The 18,058-nt window shown below is 72.9% G+C and carries 14 protein-coding genes; 4 read left to right on the forward strand and 10 right to left on the reverse strand.

All coding sequences use genetic code 11. The features are described from left to right. Positions 1-102 precede the first annotated feature (102 nt). On the reverse strand, positions 103-2,172 hold the full coding sequence (locus ACFYXE_RS25805) for an APC family permease (RefSeq protein WP_389316054.1): 2,070 nt from the start codon (positions 2,170-2,172) through the stop codon (positions 103-105). 180 nt (positions 2,173-2,352) lie between these two features. Next, entirely contained in the window at positions 2,353-4,587 is a 2,235-nt protein-coding gene (locus ACFYXE_RS25810; protein WP_389316056.1) for an MMPL family transporter, read from the reverse strand. A 189-nt stretch (positions 4,588-4,776) separates the two neighbouring features. On the opposite strand from ACFYXE_RS25810, the gene ACFYXE_RS25815 reads away from it, so the two are divergent. From ACFYXE_RS25815 to ACFYXE_RS25830, 4 genes are all read left to right on the forward strand, one after another. Then, positions 4,777-5,109 (forward strand): winged helix-turn-helix domain-containing protein, encoded by a 333-nt coding sequence (locus tag ACFYXE_RS25815; RefSeq protein ID WP_361164441.1) that lies wholly within the window; start codon positions 4,777-4,779, stop codon positions 5,107-5,109. After that, a complete protein-coding gene (locus ACFYXE_RS25820) occupies positions 5,109-5,348 on the forward strand; it encodes a hypothetical protein (RefSeq protein ID WP_389316058.1) in 240 nt (79 codons plus the stop codon). The genes ACFYXE_RS25815 and ACFYXE_RS25820 overlap by 1 nt, the downstream gene beginning before the upstream one ends. A 195-nt stretch (positions 5,349-5,543) precedes the next feature. Continuing rightward, positions 5,544-6,212 carry a potassium channel family protein gene (locus ACFYXE_RS25825; protein ID WP_389316060.1) on the forward strand — a complete coding sequence of 223 codons (669 nt, stop codon included), beginning with the start codon at positions 5,544-5,546 and terminating at the stop codon, positions 6,210-6,212. Next, on the forward strand, positions 6,212-6,880 hold the full coding sequence (locus ACFYXE_RS25830; protein WP_361164433.1) for a TrkA family potassium uptake protein: 669 nt from the start codon (positions 6,212-6,214) through the stop codon (positions 6,878-6,880). Before ACFYXE_RS25825 ends, ACFYXE_RS25830 begins: the two co-directional genes overlap by 1 nt. A gap of 456 nt (positions 6,881-7,336) precedes the next feature. On the opposite strand, the gene ACFYXE_RS25835 is transcribed toward ACFYXE_RS25830, so the two are convergent. The 8 genes from ACFYXE_RS25835 to ACFYXE_RS25870 all read right to left on the reverse strand — a co-directional run bounded on the left by ACFYXE_RS25835 (position 7,337) and on the right by ACFYXE_RS25870 (position 17,961). Continuing rightward, positions 7,337-8,077, reverse strand: a complete 741-nt coding sequence (locus ACFYXE_RS25835; RefSeq protein ID WP_389316062.1) for a DUF3159 domain-containing protein — start codon at positions 8,075-8,077, stop codon at positions 7,337-7,339. A 3-nt stretch (positions 8,078-8,080) separates the two neighbouring features. Further along, the gene (locus tag ACFYXE_RS25840; RefSeq protein WP_361164427.1) at positions 8,081-8,479 is read right to left on the reverse strand and encodes an OB-fold nucleic acid binding domain-containing protein; all 399 of its coding nucleotides are present in this window, start codon (positions 8,477-8,479) and stop codon (positions 8,081-8,083) included. A gap of 106 nt (positions 8,480-8,585) precedes the next feature. Further along, the gene (locus tag ACFYXE_RS25845) at positions 8,586-9,269 is read right to left on the reverse strand and encodes a response regulator (protein ID WP_361164424.1); all 684 of its coding nucleotides are present in this window, start codon (positions 9,267-9,269) and stop codon (positions 8,586-8,588) included. 59 nt (positions 9,270-9,328) lie between these two features. Further along, positions 9,329-11,875, reverse strand: a complete 2,547-nt coding sequence (locus ACFYXE_RS25850) for an ATP-binding protein (RefSeq protein WP_389316065.1) — start codon at positions 11,873-11,875, stop codon at positions 9,329-9,331. 144 nt (positions 11,876-12,019) lie between these two features. Beyond that, positions 12,020-12,733 (reverse strand): ABC transporter ATP-binding protein, encoded by a 714-nt coding sequence (locus ACFYXE_RS25855; RefSeq protein WP_389316287.1) that lies wholly within the window; start codon positions 12,731-12,733, stop codon positions 12,020-12,022. Positions 12,734-12,838: 105 nt separating this feature from the next. Further along, complete coding sequence (locus ACFYXE_RS25860) at positions 12,839-14,068, reverse strand: alginate lyase family protein (RefSeq protein ID WP_389316067.1); 1,230 nt, start codon at positions 14,066-14,068, stop codon at positions 12,839-12,841. Positions 14,069-14,324: 256 nt separating this feature from the next. Then, a complete protein-coding gene (locus tag ACFYXE_RS25865) occupies positions 14,325-15,257 on the reverse strand; it encodes an ABC transporter ATP-binding protein (RefSeq protein ID WP_389316069.1) in 933 nt (310 codons plus the stop codon). Further along, a complete protein-coding gene (locus tag ACFYXE_RS25870; RefSeq protein WP_389316071.1) occupies positions 15,250-17,961 on the reverse strand; it encodes a hypothetical protein in 2,712 nt (903 codons plus the stop codon). The genes ACFYXE_RS25865 and ACFYXE_RS25870 overlap by 8 nt, the downstream gene beginning before the upstream one ends. Positions 17,962-18,058: the final 97 nt, after the last annotated feature.

Raw genomic sequence — 18,058 nt, forward strand, 5'->3', positions numbered from 1 at the left:
CCGGACAACAGCCCACCAGTCTACGTGGGTGTCGTCCGGCCGCTCGCCACGGAGCCGTGCCCGGCGGTGTCCCGCCGGGGTCCCGGCCGGGCCGGGCCCGGGTCAGGCCTTCTTGCTCGGCTCCTTCTTGTTCTGCTCCTTCAGGCGCCGCGGCTTCTCGACCGGTCCCCGGCGCACCGCGCCCGGCGCGTTCCACTCCGAGCGCCTGCGGGCCCGCTTCTTCGCGGCCTCGGAGGAGTCCAGCTGGTACGGCACCGAGGTGACCATCACGCCGGGCGTGAAGAGCAGGCGGCCCTTCAGGCGCAGGGCGCTCTGGTTGTGGAGCAGGTGCTCGTACCAGTGGCCCACCACGTACTCGGGGATGATCACGCTGACGACGTCGCGCGGGCTCTCCCGGCGCAGGTTCTTCACGTACTCGATGATCGGCCGGGTGATCTCGCGGTAGGGCGAGTCGAGGACCTTCAGCGGCACGGTGATGCCGCGGCGCTCCCACTCCTCCTTGAGGGCCTTGGTCTCCGCCGGGTCGACGTTGATGCTGAGGGCCTCCAGAGTGTGGGAGCGCATCAGCTTGGCGTACGCGAGGGCGCGCAGCGTCGGGCGGTGGATCTTGGAGACCAGGACGATCGAGTGGACCCGGGAGGGGCGCACGCTGTCGTCGTTGGGGGTCTCCGGGGCGGCGATCTCCTCGGCCACGCGGTCGTAGTGGCGGCGGATCGCCGACATCGTCGCGTAGAAGATGCACATGCCGAGCAGCGCGACCCAGGCACCGTGGGTGAACTTGGTGACCAGCACGACGACCAGGACGAGGCCGGTGAAGAAGGCGCCGAAGGTGTTGATCGCGCGGGAGCGGATCATGTGGCGGCGCTTGTTGGGGTCCTTCTCCTTGGCCAGGTGGCGGTTCCAGTGCCGGACCATGCCGATCTGGCTGAGGGTGAAGGAGACGAAGACGCCGACGATGTAGAGCTGGATGAGGCGGGTCGAGTCGGCGCCGTAGATGACCACCAGCAGCGCGGCCGCGCCGGCGAGCAGCACGATGCCGTTGGAGAACGCGAGGCGGTCGCCGCGGGTGTGCAGCTGGCGGGGCAGGTAGCGGTCCTGCGCCAGGATCGAGCCGAGCAGCGGGAAGCCGTTGTACGCGGTGTTCGCCGCGAGGAAGAGGACCAGCGCGGTGGCCGCGGCGAGCACGATGAACAGGAAGCTGCCGTTGCCGAAGACCGCCTCGGCGACCTGGGAGATCACCGGGTTCTGGACGTAGTCGCTGCCGACCGGCACGCCGTTGTGGACCAGGTCGTGCGCGGGCTTCTCGGCCATGTGGACGTTGGTCGCCATGGCGAGGCCGATGATGCCGCAGAACATGGTGACGGCCAGGCCGCCCATGAGCGCGAGCGTGGTCGCGGCGTTCTTGGACTTCGGCTTGCGGAAGGCGGGGACGCCGTTGCTGATCGCCTCGACGCCGGTGAGGGCCGCGCAGCCGGAGGAGAAGGCCCGCAGGAGCAGGAAGATCAGCGCGAAGCCGGCCAGGCCCTGGTGCTCGGGCTTGATCTCGTAGTCCGCGGTGGGCGCCTTCATCACGTCGCCGAGGACGACGCCCCGGAAGGCGCCCCACGCGATCATGATGAAGACGCCGGCGACGAAGACGTACGTCGGGATGGCGAAGAGCTTCCCGGACTCCTTCACGCCGCGCAGGTTCATCAGCGTGAGGAGGATGATCACGGCGACCGCGCAGAGCACCTTGTGCTCGACCACGAACGGGACCGCCGAGCCGAGGTTCTCGATGCCCGAGGAGATCGACACGGCCACGGTCAGGACGTAGTCGACGAGCAGGGCGCTCGCGACGGTGAGTCCGGCCCGGGGGCCGAGGTTGGTGTTGGCGACCTCGTAGTCGCCGCCACCGCTCGGGTACTCGCGCACGTTCTGGCGGTAGGACGCCACGACCGTGAACATCAGCACGACGACCGCGACGGCGATCCACGGGCTGAAGTGGTAGGCCGACACACCCGCGATGGAGAGGACGAGAAGGACCTCTCCCGGCGCGTACGCCACAGACGAGAGCGGGTCGGACGCGAAGACGGGGAGTGCGATGCGCTTCGGCAGGAGCGTTTCTCCGAGCCGGTCACTGCGCAGTGCGCGCCCGATGAGGATCCGTTTGGGCACGTCGGTCAGTTTGGACACGCAGAGGATCGTAAGCGTTCGAATGGGGGCGCGCCCACCCACCACCCCCAACTGCACGGGTCGGCGGCCCTGTGCGATCCTGCGCCCCTCTTTCTTTTCCGGCATCAGGCCTGGAAGAGGGGCCGGGGGCGGTCTCGGGGGCCTTTTCTCCGGTGGTTCGAGGCGTCGTCCACCGATCCTTCAGCGCTGCCCGGTGAGCGGACGCGTCTCCTCGGCCACCGGGCCGCTGCCGTGCCGCCGTGCCGCCTTCTCCTCGGCCCGGCGGATCGCGCCGGAGGGCCACCAGGTGGCGCGTCCGAGCAGGAGCAGCGCCGCGGGCAGGATCATGATGCGGATCACGAACGCGTCGAGCAGGACGGCCGCCGCGAGGACGAAGCCCATCTGCTTCATCTCCAGGATGTGCAGCATCACGAAGCCGGCGAAGACGGTGACCATGACGATCGCCGCGCTGGTGACGACCTTGGCGGAGGAGGCGATGCCCTCCAGGACCGCCCGGCGCGTGGGCACCCCGTTCAGGGCGGCCTCGCGGATCCGGCTGACCACGAAGACCTGGTAGTCCGTCGAAAGACCGAAGAGGATCACGAAGAGGAAGAGCGGGACGCGCGAGGAGATGCCGCCGAGTGAGACGAAGGAGAGCAGCTCCTCGGCCCAGTCGCCCTGGAAGACCAGGACGAGCAGGCCGAGCGCGGCGGCGGCGGAGAGCAGGTTGAGGACCGCGCCGAGCAGGCCGAGGACGACGGAGCGGAAGACGAGGACCGTCATGCCGAAGGTCGTGAGGAGCAGCAGCCCGAGGACGAGCGGCAGCACGTCGTTCTGGTGGTCGATGTAGTCGGTGCCGCGCGGGATGTCGCCGCTGACGGCGGTCTCGGCGCCGGGCAGCTTGCCGACGGTGGCCGGCAGGTAGGTGGCGCGGATGTGGTCCAGGGAGCGGACGGCCCGGTCGGAGTAGGTGGCGTGCGGCGCGAAGACCTCCAGGGTGGTGATGCGGCGGTCCTCGGACGTACGGATACGGGGCTCGCCGCGGTGGTGCGTGAAGAGCGGGTCGGCCTGGGTCCTGCGGTCGAGGTCCCGCAGCGCGTCGGTGACCGCGGCCGAGCGGGCGGCGTCGGCGCGGACGACGACCTGGTGGCGGATGCGCAGGCCGGGGAAGTCGGCGAGCAGCCGGTCGTAGTCCCGCATCTCGGGGATCCGGCGCGAGAAGCTGTCCCTGGCCGGGTCCTTGAGTTCGAGGTCGAGCGCGGGCAGCGCGAGGGCGAGCATGCCGAGGACGGCGACGAGGAGCGTGGCGGCCGGGCGGGTGCGGGCCGGGCGCAGCAGCGCGCCCCAGACCTTGCCGGGCGGCTTCTCCGCGTACGACACCGGGGGCTTGCCCCGCTCCCGGCGCCGGGCCGCCCGGCGCTCCGTGCGCCGCCCCAGGGCCGCCAGGAGGGCGGGCAGGACGGTGACCGAGCTGGCGACGGCGACGGCCACGACGAGGATCGTGCCGGTGGCCAGCGAGGAGAAGATGACGTCCCCGGCGACGAAGAGGGTCGCGGTGGAGACGATCACGGCGAGGCCCGACATCACGACGGCCCGGCCCGCCGTCGCGGCGGCGGCCTCCACCAGCGCCTCGGGGCTGAGCCTGCCGCCCGCGCGGGCCCGCTCCTCGCGTTCGCGCTTGAGGTAGAAGAGCGTGTAGTCGACGCCGACGGCCATGCCGATGAGCAGGATGAAGCTCATGCCCACGCCGGTGTCGGGCACCAGGTGCGAGGCCAGCATGGCCAGGCCCATGGCCGCCATGATCGAGGTGACCGCGAGCAGCAGCGGTACGCCGACCATGGTCACCGAGCCGAAGACCAGGGCCAGTGTGATCAGCGTGATCGGCAGCGTGACGGCCTCGGAGAACGCGAGGTCCTTGCCGCGCTGCTCGTTGACGCCCTTGCTCACCGAGGCGGCGCCGGCCTCCTCGACGCGCAGGTCGGGGTGGGCCCGCTGGACCCGCTCGGTCACGGCGAGCACCGGCAGGACGTTCTTCCTCCCGTCCTGCTCCTCGCCGTGCAGGGCGATCTGGACCCGCAGGGCCCGGCCGTTCGCGGAGCGCACCGGGGCGTCCACGCGGGCGACCTCGGGGAGCTTCTTCATGCGGGCGGTGACGTCCCGCGCCACCGCGTCGGCGGCACTCCGGTCGAGCGGCCCGGAGCGGGCCCGGATCACCACCTGGTCGGTGGCGCGGCTCTGCAGCCTGCCCTCGGTCGCCATCGCCTCCGCGCGCCCGGCCTCGCCGACGCCGAAGTCCGCCGAGGTCGCCTGGTTCGTCCCGGCGGCGATGCCGCCCGTCAGGCAGAGCACCACGAACACCAGCCAGCCGACGACGGCCCGCGCCGGATGCAGCGCGCTCCACCGTGCCACGCGCACCGTGACCGATCTCCTGCTCATCTCTCTCCCACCCCTGCCCCGTCCGTCGCACCGCTCGGTGCTTCATGTGTAAGTGGAGACTGACAGGTGAAGGAATGAGCCGTCAACTGTCATGGAGAAGCGGAGAGCGCGGATTGACAGCGGAACCCGCCATGCGTAAGCCTTCGCTGACAGGTTTGACAGGTTTCGGGACCAGCACGAAGGCGGGCCATGGACAGCGAGGAGCTGCTGGCTTTTCTCGCGGCGGTCGGCCACGCGCAGCGCATCCGGATCATCAACGAGCTCGCCGCGGGACAGCTGTACGTCAGCGAACTGGCCCGGCGGCTCGGGGTGTCCCGTCCGCTCCTCTACATGCACCTCGAACGCATGGAGAAGGCCGGCCTCGTCGTGGGCCGCCTGGAGCTCTCGGACGACGGCAAGGCGCTCAAGTACTTCGAACTCGCGCCGTTCGACGTGCGGTTGAACGTGGATACGATCGTCGCCGCCGTCCGGCAGGGTCCCGGGGGCGAGGACGCACAGCACTCACCAAGGGGGACGTCCTAGTGGACGACGTGATCATCCCGGTCGCCTTTTTCCTGATACTCGCCGGCGCGATCGTGGCGGTCGCCTACTTCCAGTCGCAGCGCAACCGCGAGCGCGACCGGCAGTACGCCGAGGCCATGCAGGCCTACCGCGAGGCCGTCGAGCGCGCCCGGTCCGAGCAGGAGGCCAACCGCCTGCAGCTCGTCGAGCTCGGCCACCGGCTGGAGAAGGTCGAGGGTCTGCTGCGCAGCGTGGACTGAGCCGGCCCCGCGCGCCCGGCCCGGGCGCGCTTCGCGCCCACACGGGTGAGTGCGCGGAACCGGATGCGGCTTAAGCTCGTCTCTTGGCAACGCCGCACGCTGTTGCCCCGTTGTTGCCAGCAGACTGAGAGAGAAGAGTGAGCAGGATGTTTTCGCAGGTCAGCGGGATGACCAGGAGTGCGGGGTAAAGGACAGGTGCACATCGTCATCATGGGCTGCGGGAGAGTCGGCTCCGCTCTCGCCCAGAACCTGGAACAGCAGGGGCACACGGTCGCCGTGGTCGACCAGGACCCGACGGCCTTCCGCCGCCTGGGCTCCGGGTTCGGCGGCCGCCGCGTGACCGGCGTCGGCTTCGACCAGGACACCCTGCGCGAGGCCGGCATCGAGGAGGCGGGCGCCTTCGCCGCCGTCTCCAGCGGCGACAACTCCAACATCATCGCGGCGCGCGTCGCCCGCGAGATGTTCGGCATCGAGAACGTCGCGGCGCGCATCTACGACCCGCGCCGCGCCGAGGTCTACCAGCGCCTGGGCATCCCCACGGTCGCCACGGTCCGCTGGACCGCCGACCAGATGCTGCGCAGACTCCTGCCGTCCGGCGCCGAGCCGCTGTGGCGCGACCCCACCGGCGGGGTGCAGCTCGCGGAGGTGCACGCCTCCCCCGCGTGGATCGGGCACAAGATCAGCCAGCTCCAGGAGGAGACCGGCGTGCGCGTCGCCTTCCTCACCCGGCTGGGCGAGGCCGTCCTGCCGACCTCGCAGACGGTCCTGCAGGAGGGCGACCTGGTGCACGTGATGATGCGCACCGATCAGGTCGACAAGGTCGAAGCGGCGTTCGCCGAAGGTCCCGAGGAGGGCGGTCACTGATGAGGGTCGCCATTGCCGGAGCGGGTGCGGTGGGACGTTCCATCGCCGGTGAGCTCCTGGAGAACGGCCACGAGGTCCTCCTCGTCGACAAGGCGCCGACCGCCATCTCGGTCGAGCGCGTCCCGCAGGCGGAGTGGCTGCTCGCCGACGCCTGCGAGATCACCTCGCTCGACGAGGCGGCGCTGCAGCGGTGCAACGTGGTGATCGCCGCGACCGGCGACGACAAGGTCAACCTCGTCGTCTCGCTGCTCGCCAAGACCGAGTACGGCGTCCCGCGGGTCGTCGCCCGCGTGAACAACCCCAAGAACGAGTGGCTCTTCAACGAGTCCTGGGGCGTCGACGTCGCGGTCTCCACGCCGCGGCTGATGTCCGCGCTCGTCGAGGAGGCGGTGAGCGTCGGCGACCTCGTGCGCCTGCTCCGCTTCAGCCACGGCGACGCGAACCTCGTCGAGCTGACGCTGCCGCCCGAGTCGGCCCTCGCGGGCACCCAGGTCGGGGACGTCCAGTGGCCCGAGGACACCTCGCTGGTCACCATCATCCGCGGTACGCGCGTGCTCGCGCCGACCGCGGACGACTCCCTGGAGGCGGGTGACGAGCTCCTCTTCGTGGCCGCGCAGGCACGTGAGGAGCAGCTGGAGGACCTGCTGTCGGTCCGACGCGAGGGCTGAGGCCGGGGGCTGAGGCCGCCCCGGCGAACGGTGGGCTGAGGCTGGCCCGGACGACGAAGGAGGGGGGCACCCGGAAGATTCCGGGTGCCCCCCTCCTTCGTCGTCCGGCGTTCGGCGTCCGGCCCGGCGTCCGGCGTTCGGCGTCCGGCCCGGCGTCCGGCGTCGGGCGTCCGGCCCGGCGTCCGGCGTGCGGTCTTCGTCGTTGGGGCCGCGCCGCAGGGGCTGCCGCGCGGGGGCGTACGGCGGGGGCGGGTTCGGTCCGGCTGGGCGCGCAGTTCCCCGCGCCCCTTAGCCACGCGCCGTGGGCCCGCGCCCCTTAGCCACGCGCCGTGGGCCCGCGCCCCTGGGCCCCGCGCCCTGGGCTCCGCGACCGTGGGCCCCGCGCCCTGGGCTCCGCGAGCGTGGGCTCCGCGCCCCTCGGCCCCGCGCCCCTGGGCGGGCGGCGGTGTGTCGGCTCTACGCGTCGCGGTGTTCGCGTTCCTTTTCCGCCTTCTCGGCCTTCTCGGCCTTCTCCGCCGCTTCCATCTCCGCGAAGACGTCGATCGGCGGCGGGGCCTTGGCCAGGAAGACCCAGGTCAGGTAGACCGCGAGCAGGAACGGCGGGATCTTCAGGGCGACCAGGACCCAGCCGAACTGCGTGGTGTCCCCCCACCAGTACAGCGGGAAGAGGACCGCGCACTTGGCGAGCAGGATCAGGCCCCAGGCCCAACTGGCCTTCGCGTACGCCTTCTTGCGGCCGGGGTTGCGGGTCCGCCAGGAGAGGTTCTCCTTGAAGACCGGGCCGAGGATCAGGCCGATCAGCGGGACGCCCGCGAGCGTCGTGATGATGTAGGCCAGGGCGAGGCCCAGGGTGTAGAGCATGCCCGGCAGGTAGAAGTCCTTGGCGTTGCCGGTCATCATCGCGAAGACCACACCGAAGGCGACGCCGAAGACGCCGCTGAAGGCGTGCTTGACGGTGTCCTTCATGACCAGGCGGACCACGACGAGCACCAGGGACACCGCGAGGGCCGCGATGGCCGACATGTGCAGGTCCTTGTTGATCGTGAAGATGGTCACGAAGAGCAGGCCTGGGACGACCGTCTCCACCATGCCCCGCACGCCGCCGAACGCTTCGAAGAGCGCTGCCTCGGTCACGGCCCGGGAATCGGCTTCCCGGTCCGCGTTCCCTTGGTCCGTCGGCTTGTCGAGGGACGTCACCGGCTACTCCCGTCCGAGGGGTCTGAGTTCGTACTTCGGGTTGAAGAGCACCCGGCGGCCCCGGCTCATCGAGATCCGGCCGGACGCGATCAGCTTGCGCCCCGGTTCGATCCCGACGATGGAGCGCCTGCCGAGCCACACCACGTCCAGCGCCGCCGAACCGTCGAACAGCTCGGCCTCCAAGGCCGGAACCCCGGCGCGCGGCCGCAGAGTGACCGTGCGCAAGGTACCAGTAACGGTGACTATCTGCCGGTCGTGGCAGTCGCCGATGCGGACGCAGCCCGCCGTCTCCGCGTCCTCCCGCAGCTCCTCCGACTCCAGGTCCTCCTGGGAGGAGGAGAGCCGGTCGAGCATGCGCCGGAAGCGGCCCGCCGGCCTTTCGGAACCAGGAACAGCACTCATACAAGAAGCGTACCGGGGGGTGCCCACCGGGGGGACGGGGGTGCGCTCATCTGTGGTTATGTCCGCTCAGTACCCGCTCGGGGTCCCGCTGAAGCAACCGATCCGGTCACTTCTCGAACCGGTATCCCATTCCCGGTTCGGTGATGAAGTGGCGCGGGTGTGCCGGGTCCGCCTCCAGCTTGCGGCGCAGCTGGGCCATGTAGACCCGGAGGTAGTTCGTCTCCGTGCCGTACGAAGGGCCCCACACCTCCTGGAGCAGCTGCTTCTGGCTGACCAGGCGGCCCGTGTTGCGCACCAGCACCTCCAGGAGGTGCCACTCGGTGGGGGTCAGGCGCACGTCGCGCCCGCCCCGGTGGACCTTCTTGGCGGCCAGGTCCACGGAGAAGTCCCCGGTGTCGACCATGACGTCGTCGTCGCCCGCGCCGGTGGGCTCCGCCCTGCGGACCGCGGCGCGCAGCCGGGCCAGGAGCTCGTCCATGCCGAAGGGCTTGGTCACGTAGTCGTCGGCGCCGGCGTCCAGCGCCTCGACCTTCTCGTCCGAGCTGTGCCGGGCGGAGAGGACCAGGATCGGGACGCGGGTCCAGCCGCGCAGGCCCCGGATGACCTCCACGCCGTCCATGTCGGGCAGACCGAGGTCGAGCACGATCACGTCGGGGTGGCGGGCGGCGGCGACCTGCAGCGCGGTGGCTCCGTCGGGGGCCGCGTCCACCTCGTACTTGCGCGCCTTCAGGTTGATCACGAGGGCGCGTACGATCTGCGGCTCGTCGTCGACCACGAGCACCCGGGTCATGCTTACCTGCCTTTCCGGCTTCTGGTTCGGGGTCACGGCGTGACCGGTGTGGCCCGGGGTCACGAGGTGACCTGGGCCGAGAGCTCGGGGCCGACGGGGGGCCGTCCGGCCGCCGCGCGCAGCGTGAGGACCATGGTGAGGCCGCCGCCGGGGGTGTCCTCCGCGGCGATGGTGCCGCCCATGGCCTCGACGAATCCGCGGGCCACCGCGAGGCCGAGGCCCACGCCGGCGCCCCGCGGAGCGTCACCGTACCGCTGGAAGGGCGCGAAGATGCGGTCCTTGGCACTGTCGGGGACGCCGGGGCCGCGGTCCACCACACGGATCTCGACGCGCTCGCCGAGCGCGCTGGCGGAGACCTTCACGGTCTCGCCCTCGGCGGCGTACTTCACGGCGTTCTCGACGATGTTGGCGACCGCCCGCTCCAGGAGTCCCTTGTCGACGGCGACCATCGGCAGGGTCTCGGGGATGTCCAGCTCGGCGCTGCCGTCGGGCACCCCGCCGAGTGCCATGGGGACGACCTCGTCGAGGTCGATCTCGCGGATCAGCGGGGTGACGGTGCCGGTCTGCAGCCGGGACATGTCGAGGAGGTTGCCGACCAGGTGCTCCAGGCGGTCGGCGCCCGCCTCGATGCCCTCCAGGAGTTCGGCCTCGTCCTCCGGGGACCACTCGACGTCGTCCGAGCGCAGGGAGGACACGGCGGCCTTGATGCCGGCGAGGGGGGTGCGCAGGTCGTGGCTGACGGCGGCGAGCAGCGCGGTGCGGATGCGGTTGCCCTCGGCGAGGGTGCGGGCCTGGTCGGCCTCGGAGAGCAGGCGCTGGCGGTCCAGGACGACGGCGGCCTGCGCGGCGAAGGCGGCGAGCACGCGGCGGTCCTCCGCGGGCAGCACCCGGCCGGACAGGGCGAGGGCCATGTGGTCGCCGACGGGCATGTCGACGTCGGCGTCCTCGGGGCGCTCCAGCGGGCGGCCGTCGCCGACCCGGCCCGCGCAGGTCCAGGGGTCGGTGTCGCCCGCGCGCTCCAGGAGGGCCACCGACTCCATGGCGAAGGTCTCGCGGACCCGCTCCAGGAGGGCCTCCAGGCTGGTCTCGCCGCGCAGCACGCTGCCGGCGAGGAAGGAGAGTATCTCCGCCTCGGCGCGCAGCCGGGCCGCCTGGTGGGTGCGCCGGGCCGCCAGGTCCACGACGGAGGCGACCGACACGGCGACGCCCACGAAGACGGCGATCGCGACGATGTTGTTGTTGTCGGAGACCGTCCACAGGTGCAGGGGCGGTGTGAAGTAGTAGTTGAGGAGCAGCGACCCGAAGGCCGCCGAGGCGAGCGCCGGGAGCAGCCCGCCCACCAGCGCGGCGGCGACCGTGAGGGTGAGGAAGAGCAGCATGTCGTTGGCGAGGCCGAGGTCGGCGTCGACATGGGTGAGGAGCAGGGTCAGCAGCGCGGGTCCCGCGACGCCGACCAGCCAGCCCCAGATGACCCGGGAGCGGCCCAGGCGTGCCCCGCGGGCGACGGGCAGGCCGCGCCCCTTGGCGACCTCGCCGTGGGTGACGATGTGGACGTCCAGGTCGGGGCCGGACTCGCGGGCGACGGTCGCGCCGACGCCGGGTCCGAAGATGTACTGCCAGGTCTTGCGGCGGGAGGAGCCGAGGACGATCTGGGTGGCGTTGACGCCGCGCGCGAAGTCGAGGAGCGCGGCGGGTATGTCGTCGCCTATGACGTGGTGGAAGGTGCCGCCGAGGTCCTCGACGAGGGTGCGCTGGACGGCGAGTTCCTTGGGGGACGCGCCGGTCAGGCCGTCGCTGCGGGCGATGTAGACGGCGAGGATCTCACTGCCCGAGCCCTTGGCGGCCATCCGGGAGGCGCGGCGGATCAGGGTGCGGCCCTCGGGGCCGCCGGTCAGGCCGACGACGATGCGCTCGCGGGCCTGCCAGGTGGAGCGGATGTTGTGTTCGCCGCGGTACTGCTGGAGGTATTCGTCGACGCGGTCGGCGACCCAGAGCAGCGCGAGCTCGCGCAGGGCGGTGAGGTTGCCGGGCCGGAAGTAGTTGGAGAGGGAGGCGTCGATGCGGTCCGGCTTGTAGATGTTGCCGTGGGCCATGCGGCGGCGCAGCGCCTGGGGCGACATGTCGACCAGCTCGATCTGGTCGGCGCGGCGCACCATCTCGTCCGGCACGGTCTCGCGCTGGCGCACGCCGGTGATCGACTCGACGACGTCGCCGAGCGACTCCAGGTGCTGGATGTTGACCGTGGAGACGACGTCGATCCCGGCCGCGAGGAGCTCCTCGACGTCCTGCCAGCGCTTGGCGTTGCGGGAGCCGGGGACGTTGGTGTGGGCGAGCTCGTCGACCAGGGCGACGGCGGGGGCGCGCTCCAGGACGGCGTCGACGTCCATCTCGGTGAACGCCGTGCCGCGGTACTCCAGGTCCTTGCGGGTGACCTGTTCCAGGCCGTGCAGCATGACCTCGGTGCGCGGCCGGTCGTGGTGCTCCACGAAGGCGATCACGCAGTCGGTGCCGCGCTCGATACGGCGGTGCGCCTCGGAGAGCATGGCGTAGGTCTTGCCGACGCCCGGTGCCGCACCGAGGTAGATCCGAAGCTTGCCGCGTGCCATGGCCCCATTGTCTTCCCGAAACTGCTGTGTACGCAGCGTCGACCTTACGGCCAACAAATCAGGCAATACGGACGAGCCGGTACGGGGGTGCCGTCCTTGACACAACCCTGATGCGGGCGGGCGGCGCCGGGCGTGCCGGGTGCCTCAGTGCTCGACGGCCCGCGCGCCGGCCTGCGCGGGGACGTGCGCGCCGTGGTCGGTGATCTCGCCGTCGCACAGTTCGAGGACCCGGTCGGCGAGGTCGAGCAGGGCCGCGTCGTGCGTGGCGACCAGGGCGGTGACGCCCTCGCCGCGGACGACGGCACGGAGCAGCTCCATCACGGCGAGGCCGGTCTCCGCGTCGAGCTGTCCGGTGGGTTCGTCGGCGATCAGGAGGGCGGGCCGGTTGGCGAGGGCACGGGCGATGGCCACGCGCTGCTGCTGGCCGCCGGAGAGTTCGCCGGGCCGCTGCCGGGCGTGGTCGGCGAGGCCCACCAGGGCGAGCAGGAGACGGACGCGCTCCTCACGCTCGCGGGGGTCGGTCCTGCGCAGCCGCAGGGGGACGCCGACGTTCTCGGCGGCGGTGAGGATGGGGATGAGCCCGAAGGACTGGAAGATGAAGCCGAGGCGGTCCCTGCGCAGGGCGAGCAGGCCGTTCTCGCCGAGTCCGGCGAGGTCCACGCCGTCCACGGTGATCTTTCCGCGGTCCGCGGAGTCGAGCCCGCCGACGAGGTTGAGCAGGGTCGTCTTGCCGGAGCCGGAGCGGCCCTTCAGGGCGACGAGTTCGCCGCGCGGCACGCCGAAGGAGACGCCTCGCAGGGCGTGCACGGCCGCGGCCCCGGTGCCGTACGTCCGGTGCAGGTCCTCGACGACGACCATGTCCCCCGCGCCCACCGCCACGGCCCACTCCCCCGGTCCGCCCCCGGGTCCGCGGGGGCCGGGCGCCAGTATCGCCACCGGGCACCCGGCCGGACAAGGGACCGATCAGCTCGGGTTGCCCGCGTGCGTCAGGGTCTCCCAGGCGACGAAGAGGTTGTTGGAGCCCGCCGGGCGGTTGCGTTCGGTGAGCTTCTGGGTGTTGGTCATGGGCTGGCCGAGGCGTCCGGCGAGGGCGTTGTAGCCGACCTCGGTGACCGGGCCGAGGCCGCGGTGGAGCGTGCCCTTGCAGAGCGAGGCGGGCGGGGCCTCGCCGAGCTCGTACTTCGCCTGGAAGCCGAGGCCCTGGCGCAGCCGCTCGCCGACGTCGGTCGTGTAGAGGTCCTGGCCCTGGATGCGGCTGGTCTCGGCGACGTGCGAGATGGCGGAGAGGCCGTATCCGGTGTGGGTGAAGTCGCGGCAGGTCTCCTGGGTGAGGCCGGTGGTGAAGGTCCCCTGGCCCTGCCAGTACTTGACGATCTTGTCGCGGGTGTCGAGGTTCTGGCCGGGCACGGTCTTCGGCAGCGCGCCGTCGGACGCCAGGTAGACGTACGCGGCCGTGCGCGTGCGGAACTTCGCCATCGCCTTGTCGTACGACGCCTTGTCCTCCAGGAAGACGGAGATGCCGACGGCCGCCTCCATCATCGACAGCTCCCAGTTGCCGTTGGAGAGGGAGCCGTTGATGATCTCGGGGAGGTAGACGGTGCGCAGCATCGTGCCGAAGCGGCCGGAGTTCGCCCAGGTGCCGGTGTACGTGTGCTTGATGATCTCGGCGGCCCGCGGCCAGCTGGACCCGGCCCAGCCGGTCTGCAGCGGCGCGTTGCTGTTGGTGTGGTCCTTCAGGACGGCCGACCAGGCGTCCATCAGCTCGATGGACTTCTTCGCGTAGCGCTCGTCACGCGTGAGGTACCAGGCGAGGGCGGTGGTGTACGCGGCGATCGCGTCCTCGCGCTCGTCGGTGCAGCCGTAGTTGGGGTCGGAATAGGAGCCGCACTCCACGACGGCGCGGGGCTTGGCGGTGCGGGACAGCGAGGCGTACTTGCTGCCCATCATCTGGTCGTAGGCGGACTTCCAGGGCTGGGCGCCCGCGTCGACCTTCCCCCGGGTGAAGTCCAGTTGGGCACGGGAGACGGTGACGCCGGGGTGCACGAAGGTCGTGGGGGCCGCCTCGGCGCGCTCGGCTCCGGGCCAGGCCACGAGGCCGGCGACCAGGGCGGTCACCAGGGTGGCGACGGCCGTTCCCGCGCGAAGGCGCGATCTGCGGCGTCGGGTGCGTGCGGGGGTGGGGGCGTACGGCATGGGGGGACCATCCGTTCTCGTCTGCGAGGTCGCTGGTTCTCGTATGTGAACGTCAAGTGCCTGTCTGAACACGCGTGTTGGGCCGTGACCATAGGTACGGCCCCGACTTCCGTCAAGGCGTGAGGAAAGAAACGCTGTTCAGGGCGCGGGCGCGAGCGGCGCCGGGGGCCGGGCCGCACCGGCCGCGCGCGGCGGTCCTCGACGGCCGCGGGAGCGACGGGACCAGCCGGAAACACCGGATTCGGTGGCGGTGGGATCAGCCGGACGTGCCGGGTGGGTCGGCGTCATCCGCCGGCGCGTCGGGCCACACCCCCACGTGGTCCCGCTCCGCCGTCAGCCGCACCCGGCCCCGCAGCCCGTACCGTTCGACGTACTCCCCCGGCAGCTGCAGCCGGCCCGCCCGGTCCAGAACCGTGAACTCCTCACCCGTGCCGTCCTGTTCGCGCAGCGTCTCCGTGGCGGTGCGGCCGTCGCGGATGCGCACCGTGCGCCGGACCTGCCCGGAGACGAGGGGGTCGTGGGTGACGACCACGACGGTCGCGCCGAGCTGCTCGTTCGCGCGGCGCAGCGCCGCGAAGACCTCTTCGCCGCCCGCCGTGTCGAGTTCGCCGGTCGGCTCGTCGGCGAGAAGCACGCGCGGGGCGTTGGCGGTGGCGACCGCGACGGCCACGCGCTGCTGTTCGCCGCCGGAGAGCTCACCGGGCCGCCGGTCGCGGCAGTACGCGACGCCGAGCACGTCGAGCAGTTCGGCGGCCCGCTCCCGGCGCGCACGGCGGGGCACGCGCGCGTAGGTCATCGGCAGCGCCACGTTCTCCAGCGCGGTCAGATAGGGCAGCAGGTTGCGGCCGGTCTGCTGCCAGACGAAGCCGACGGTGGACCGTCGGTAGCCGAGGCGTTCGCGGCGGCCCATCGCGAGCAGGTCGTGGCCCGCCACCCGGGCGCGGCCCGCGGTGGGCAGGTCGAGCCCGGAAAGGATCGACAGGAGCGTCGACTTGCCCGACCCCGAGGCGCCGACCAGGGCCACGCACTCGCCCTCCGTCACCACCAGGTCGAGGCCCTGCAGCGCCTGCACCTCGACCTCGTCGGTCCGGTAGACGCGGACGAGGTTCTCGCAGACGACCAGGCCCTCCTCGCCCGCGGGGCGCCCCGCGGCACGGGCCCGCGCCTCCAGATCGGCCAGTTCAGTCATCGGTTCTCCCCAGTCGCAGGACGGCGCCGAGCCCCCGGCGCCGCCCCAGCCAGCTCTCCAGGCCCACCGCCGCGGCGACCAGGACGCCGAGTCCCGCCCCCAGGGCGGCGGTGAACAGCACGTCGATGTGCCGGTCGGGCGCGGCGGGGCCGCCGGTGAACTCCCGCAGGTCCAGGGCGGGTCCGAGCAGCGCGGGCAGCGCCACGCCGAGCGCCGCACCGCCCACGAGGGCGGCGAGGACCAGGGGCAGGAGCTGCAGCAGGTGCAGCCCGGTCACGGCGCGCCCGCCGAGGCCGAGGGTGCGCAGGTAGGCGGTGGTGCGGCCGCGCGCGGCCGCGGACAGGAGCAGTTCGAGGACGAGGGCCACCAGCGCGAGGAGCACGGCCAGGGCGGTGCAGGCGGTGTGCGCCACGGTCACGGCGGCGATCAGCCGGTCGTCGGCGGCCTCGGCCTGCTCCTCGGCCCGGATGCGCAGCTCCCCGCCGGTCGCTCCGGGGGCGGCACGCGGGACCAGGGAGCGCAGCGCCGCGGTGTCCAGGCGCTTCCCGTACAGCAGGAGCGCGCTCTCCTCGAAGTCCCGGGCGGCGAAGGCGCGCAGGTCGCGGTTGTCCGCCAGGAGCAGGCGCTCGCCGGTCCCGGTGGCGCGGAGCACGGGGCCCAGGGCGGCGTCGTGCGCCGCGCCCGCGGGCAGCGTGTCCACGATCCGCAGCCGGGTCTTCCTGTTCCCCAGGGTGAAGGTGAGCAGGTCGCCGGGCCGCCCCGCGGAGGCGAGGACGCGGATCTCGCCGCCCTTGCCGCCCCGCGTGAGGCCGCTCCGCGTGAGGCCGCCCCGCGTGAGGCCGGCCGCGCGCAGCGCCCGCGCGGCGCCCGAATCCGGTGCCGACCGGCCCAGTTCCGTCCCGTCCACGCCGACGAGGCCCGCGATCCCGTACCGCCCGCCGTCCGTGCCGCTGACCGGATCGACCCGCATCCGGCGCACCGCCACCGTCTCCCGCACGCCACGCGCGCGGGCCAGCCGCTGGGCCGTGCCGGGGTCGCGGCCCGCGCCCAGGAAGGAGGCGTCGGCGCCCACCTGCCAGGCCGCCGCGGCCCGCCGCCCCTCGACCAGCGTCCCCGAGACGAGCCCGCCGAACACCGCGCCGGCCAGCGTCACCACGAGGACCAGCAGCGCGAGCCCCCGCGCCGGGGCCTCCTTGGCGGCCCGGGACAGCGCCACCAGGGCGACCGCGCCACGCCCCCGGGCCGACCAGCGCGCCGCCACGCGCACCGGCCAGGGATAGCACCGCACCAGCACGGCGACCGTCGCGAGGCCCAGCAGCACCGGCACGGCGGCGAGCAGCGGATCGGGCCCCGCCGCCTCCTCGGTGCCCCGCGCCCGCAGCGCGAGGACGCCGCCCGCGGCGAGCAGCAGCACCAGCGCCTCGGCCACCGCACGGCGCCCGGCGCCCGGTGGCGCGCCCTCCCGCAGCACGGCGCGGTCGCGCACCGCGGTCCAGGTCAGGACGGGCAGGACCAGCCAGCAGAGCGCCGCGACGAGCAGCCCGGTGCCGTACGCCGGTGAGCTGCCCGGCACCGCCGCCGCGACCGCGCAGCCGGCGCCGTACCCGAGCAGCGCGGCGGGCACGCAGTCCGCCGCGCGGCGGAGGGCGAGTCCGGTGGCCGACGCGCCGCGGGCCCGCCGCAGCCGGTCGGCGTCCAGGCGTCCGCGTACCACCAGGAGCGCCGTCACGACGACGGCGGCGAGGCCCACGCCGAGCAGCGTGGCCAGGGCGAAGGACATCACCACGCTCGCCTGGCGCCACTGGCGCCCGAATTCCTCCAGGGGGGCGTCGAGCGCGCTGCGGATCTCCAGGTCGGTCGAGGCGTGGGCGCCGAGCATGCACCACTTCCCGCCCGCCGACTCGACGACGCAGTAGGCCTCCCGCGCGGCGGGCGGGTAGCGGGTCATGACCCGGCGCAGCTCCCGCTCCCCGCGCTCCCCCACGAACCGGGCCGCGACACCCGCCGTCAGGTCGAGGCGCATGTTCCACTCGACGGTGAGTTCGGCGTCCGACCGGCTCTGCAGCACCTCGACGCCGCGGGGCGCGACGAGGGCACCGGCGTCCTGGGTACGCCCGGTCAGGGCGGGCAACGGCCGTTCGAGCAGCGGCTGCTCGGTCCACAGCGGCCTGCCGTCCGTGCCCGTCGCCCGGTAGACGCCGACGAGCAGGCCGACGGCCCGGACGTTCACCAGAGCGCCGCCCCGCAGCGCGATCCGCTGCCCGACGCGCAGGCCGAGGGCGGCACGGGTGCGCTCGGACACGGCGAGCTCGACCACCTGGCCGTGCGCGCGGGGCGCCCGACCCGCGACGTACGCGCCGCGGCCCGGCGCGTCGGAGGCGTACACCAGGGACATCGAGGCGGCCCGGTCGCCCACGGACGCCCGCACGGTGGGCAGTTCGATGCGCGTGGAGGTGTGCCGGAGTCCGCCGCGCAGGGCGCCGGGGGCGGCGTTCTCGAAGCCTTCCGCGTACCGGGCGAGGTCGGCCCCGAGGTCGCTCTCCTCGCCGGCCCGCGGCTCCTCCGGGTCGATCCGCACGCTGTGCACCACACCGGGGGCCGCCCGCTGCACCTGCGTGAACCGGCCCGCGAGCGCTTCCCCGCCGAGCCGCGCGACCAGTCCGGGACCGGCCGCGGCGACGCCCACGAGCACGGCGATCAACAACCCGAGCCCCCACGTCAGGGGCCCACGCCGCGCCCACTCCCGCCGCACCCACCCCCGCCGCACCGACGAGCCCGCGGACCACCACCGCCCCCCGCCG

The sequence above is a fragment of the Streptomyces sp. NPDC002564 genome, assembly GCF_042889645.1.
Classification (GTDB): domain Bacteria; phylum Actinomycetota; class Actinomycetes; order Streptomycetales; family Streptomycetaceae; genus Streptomyces.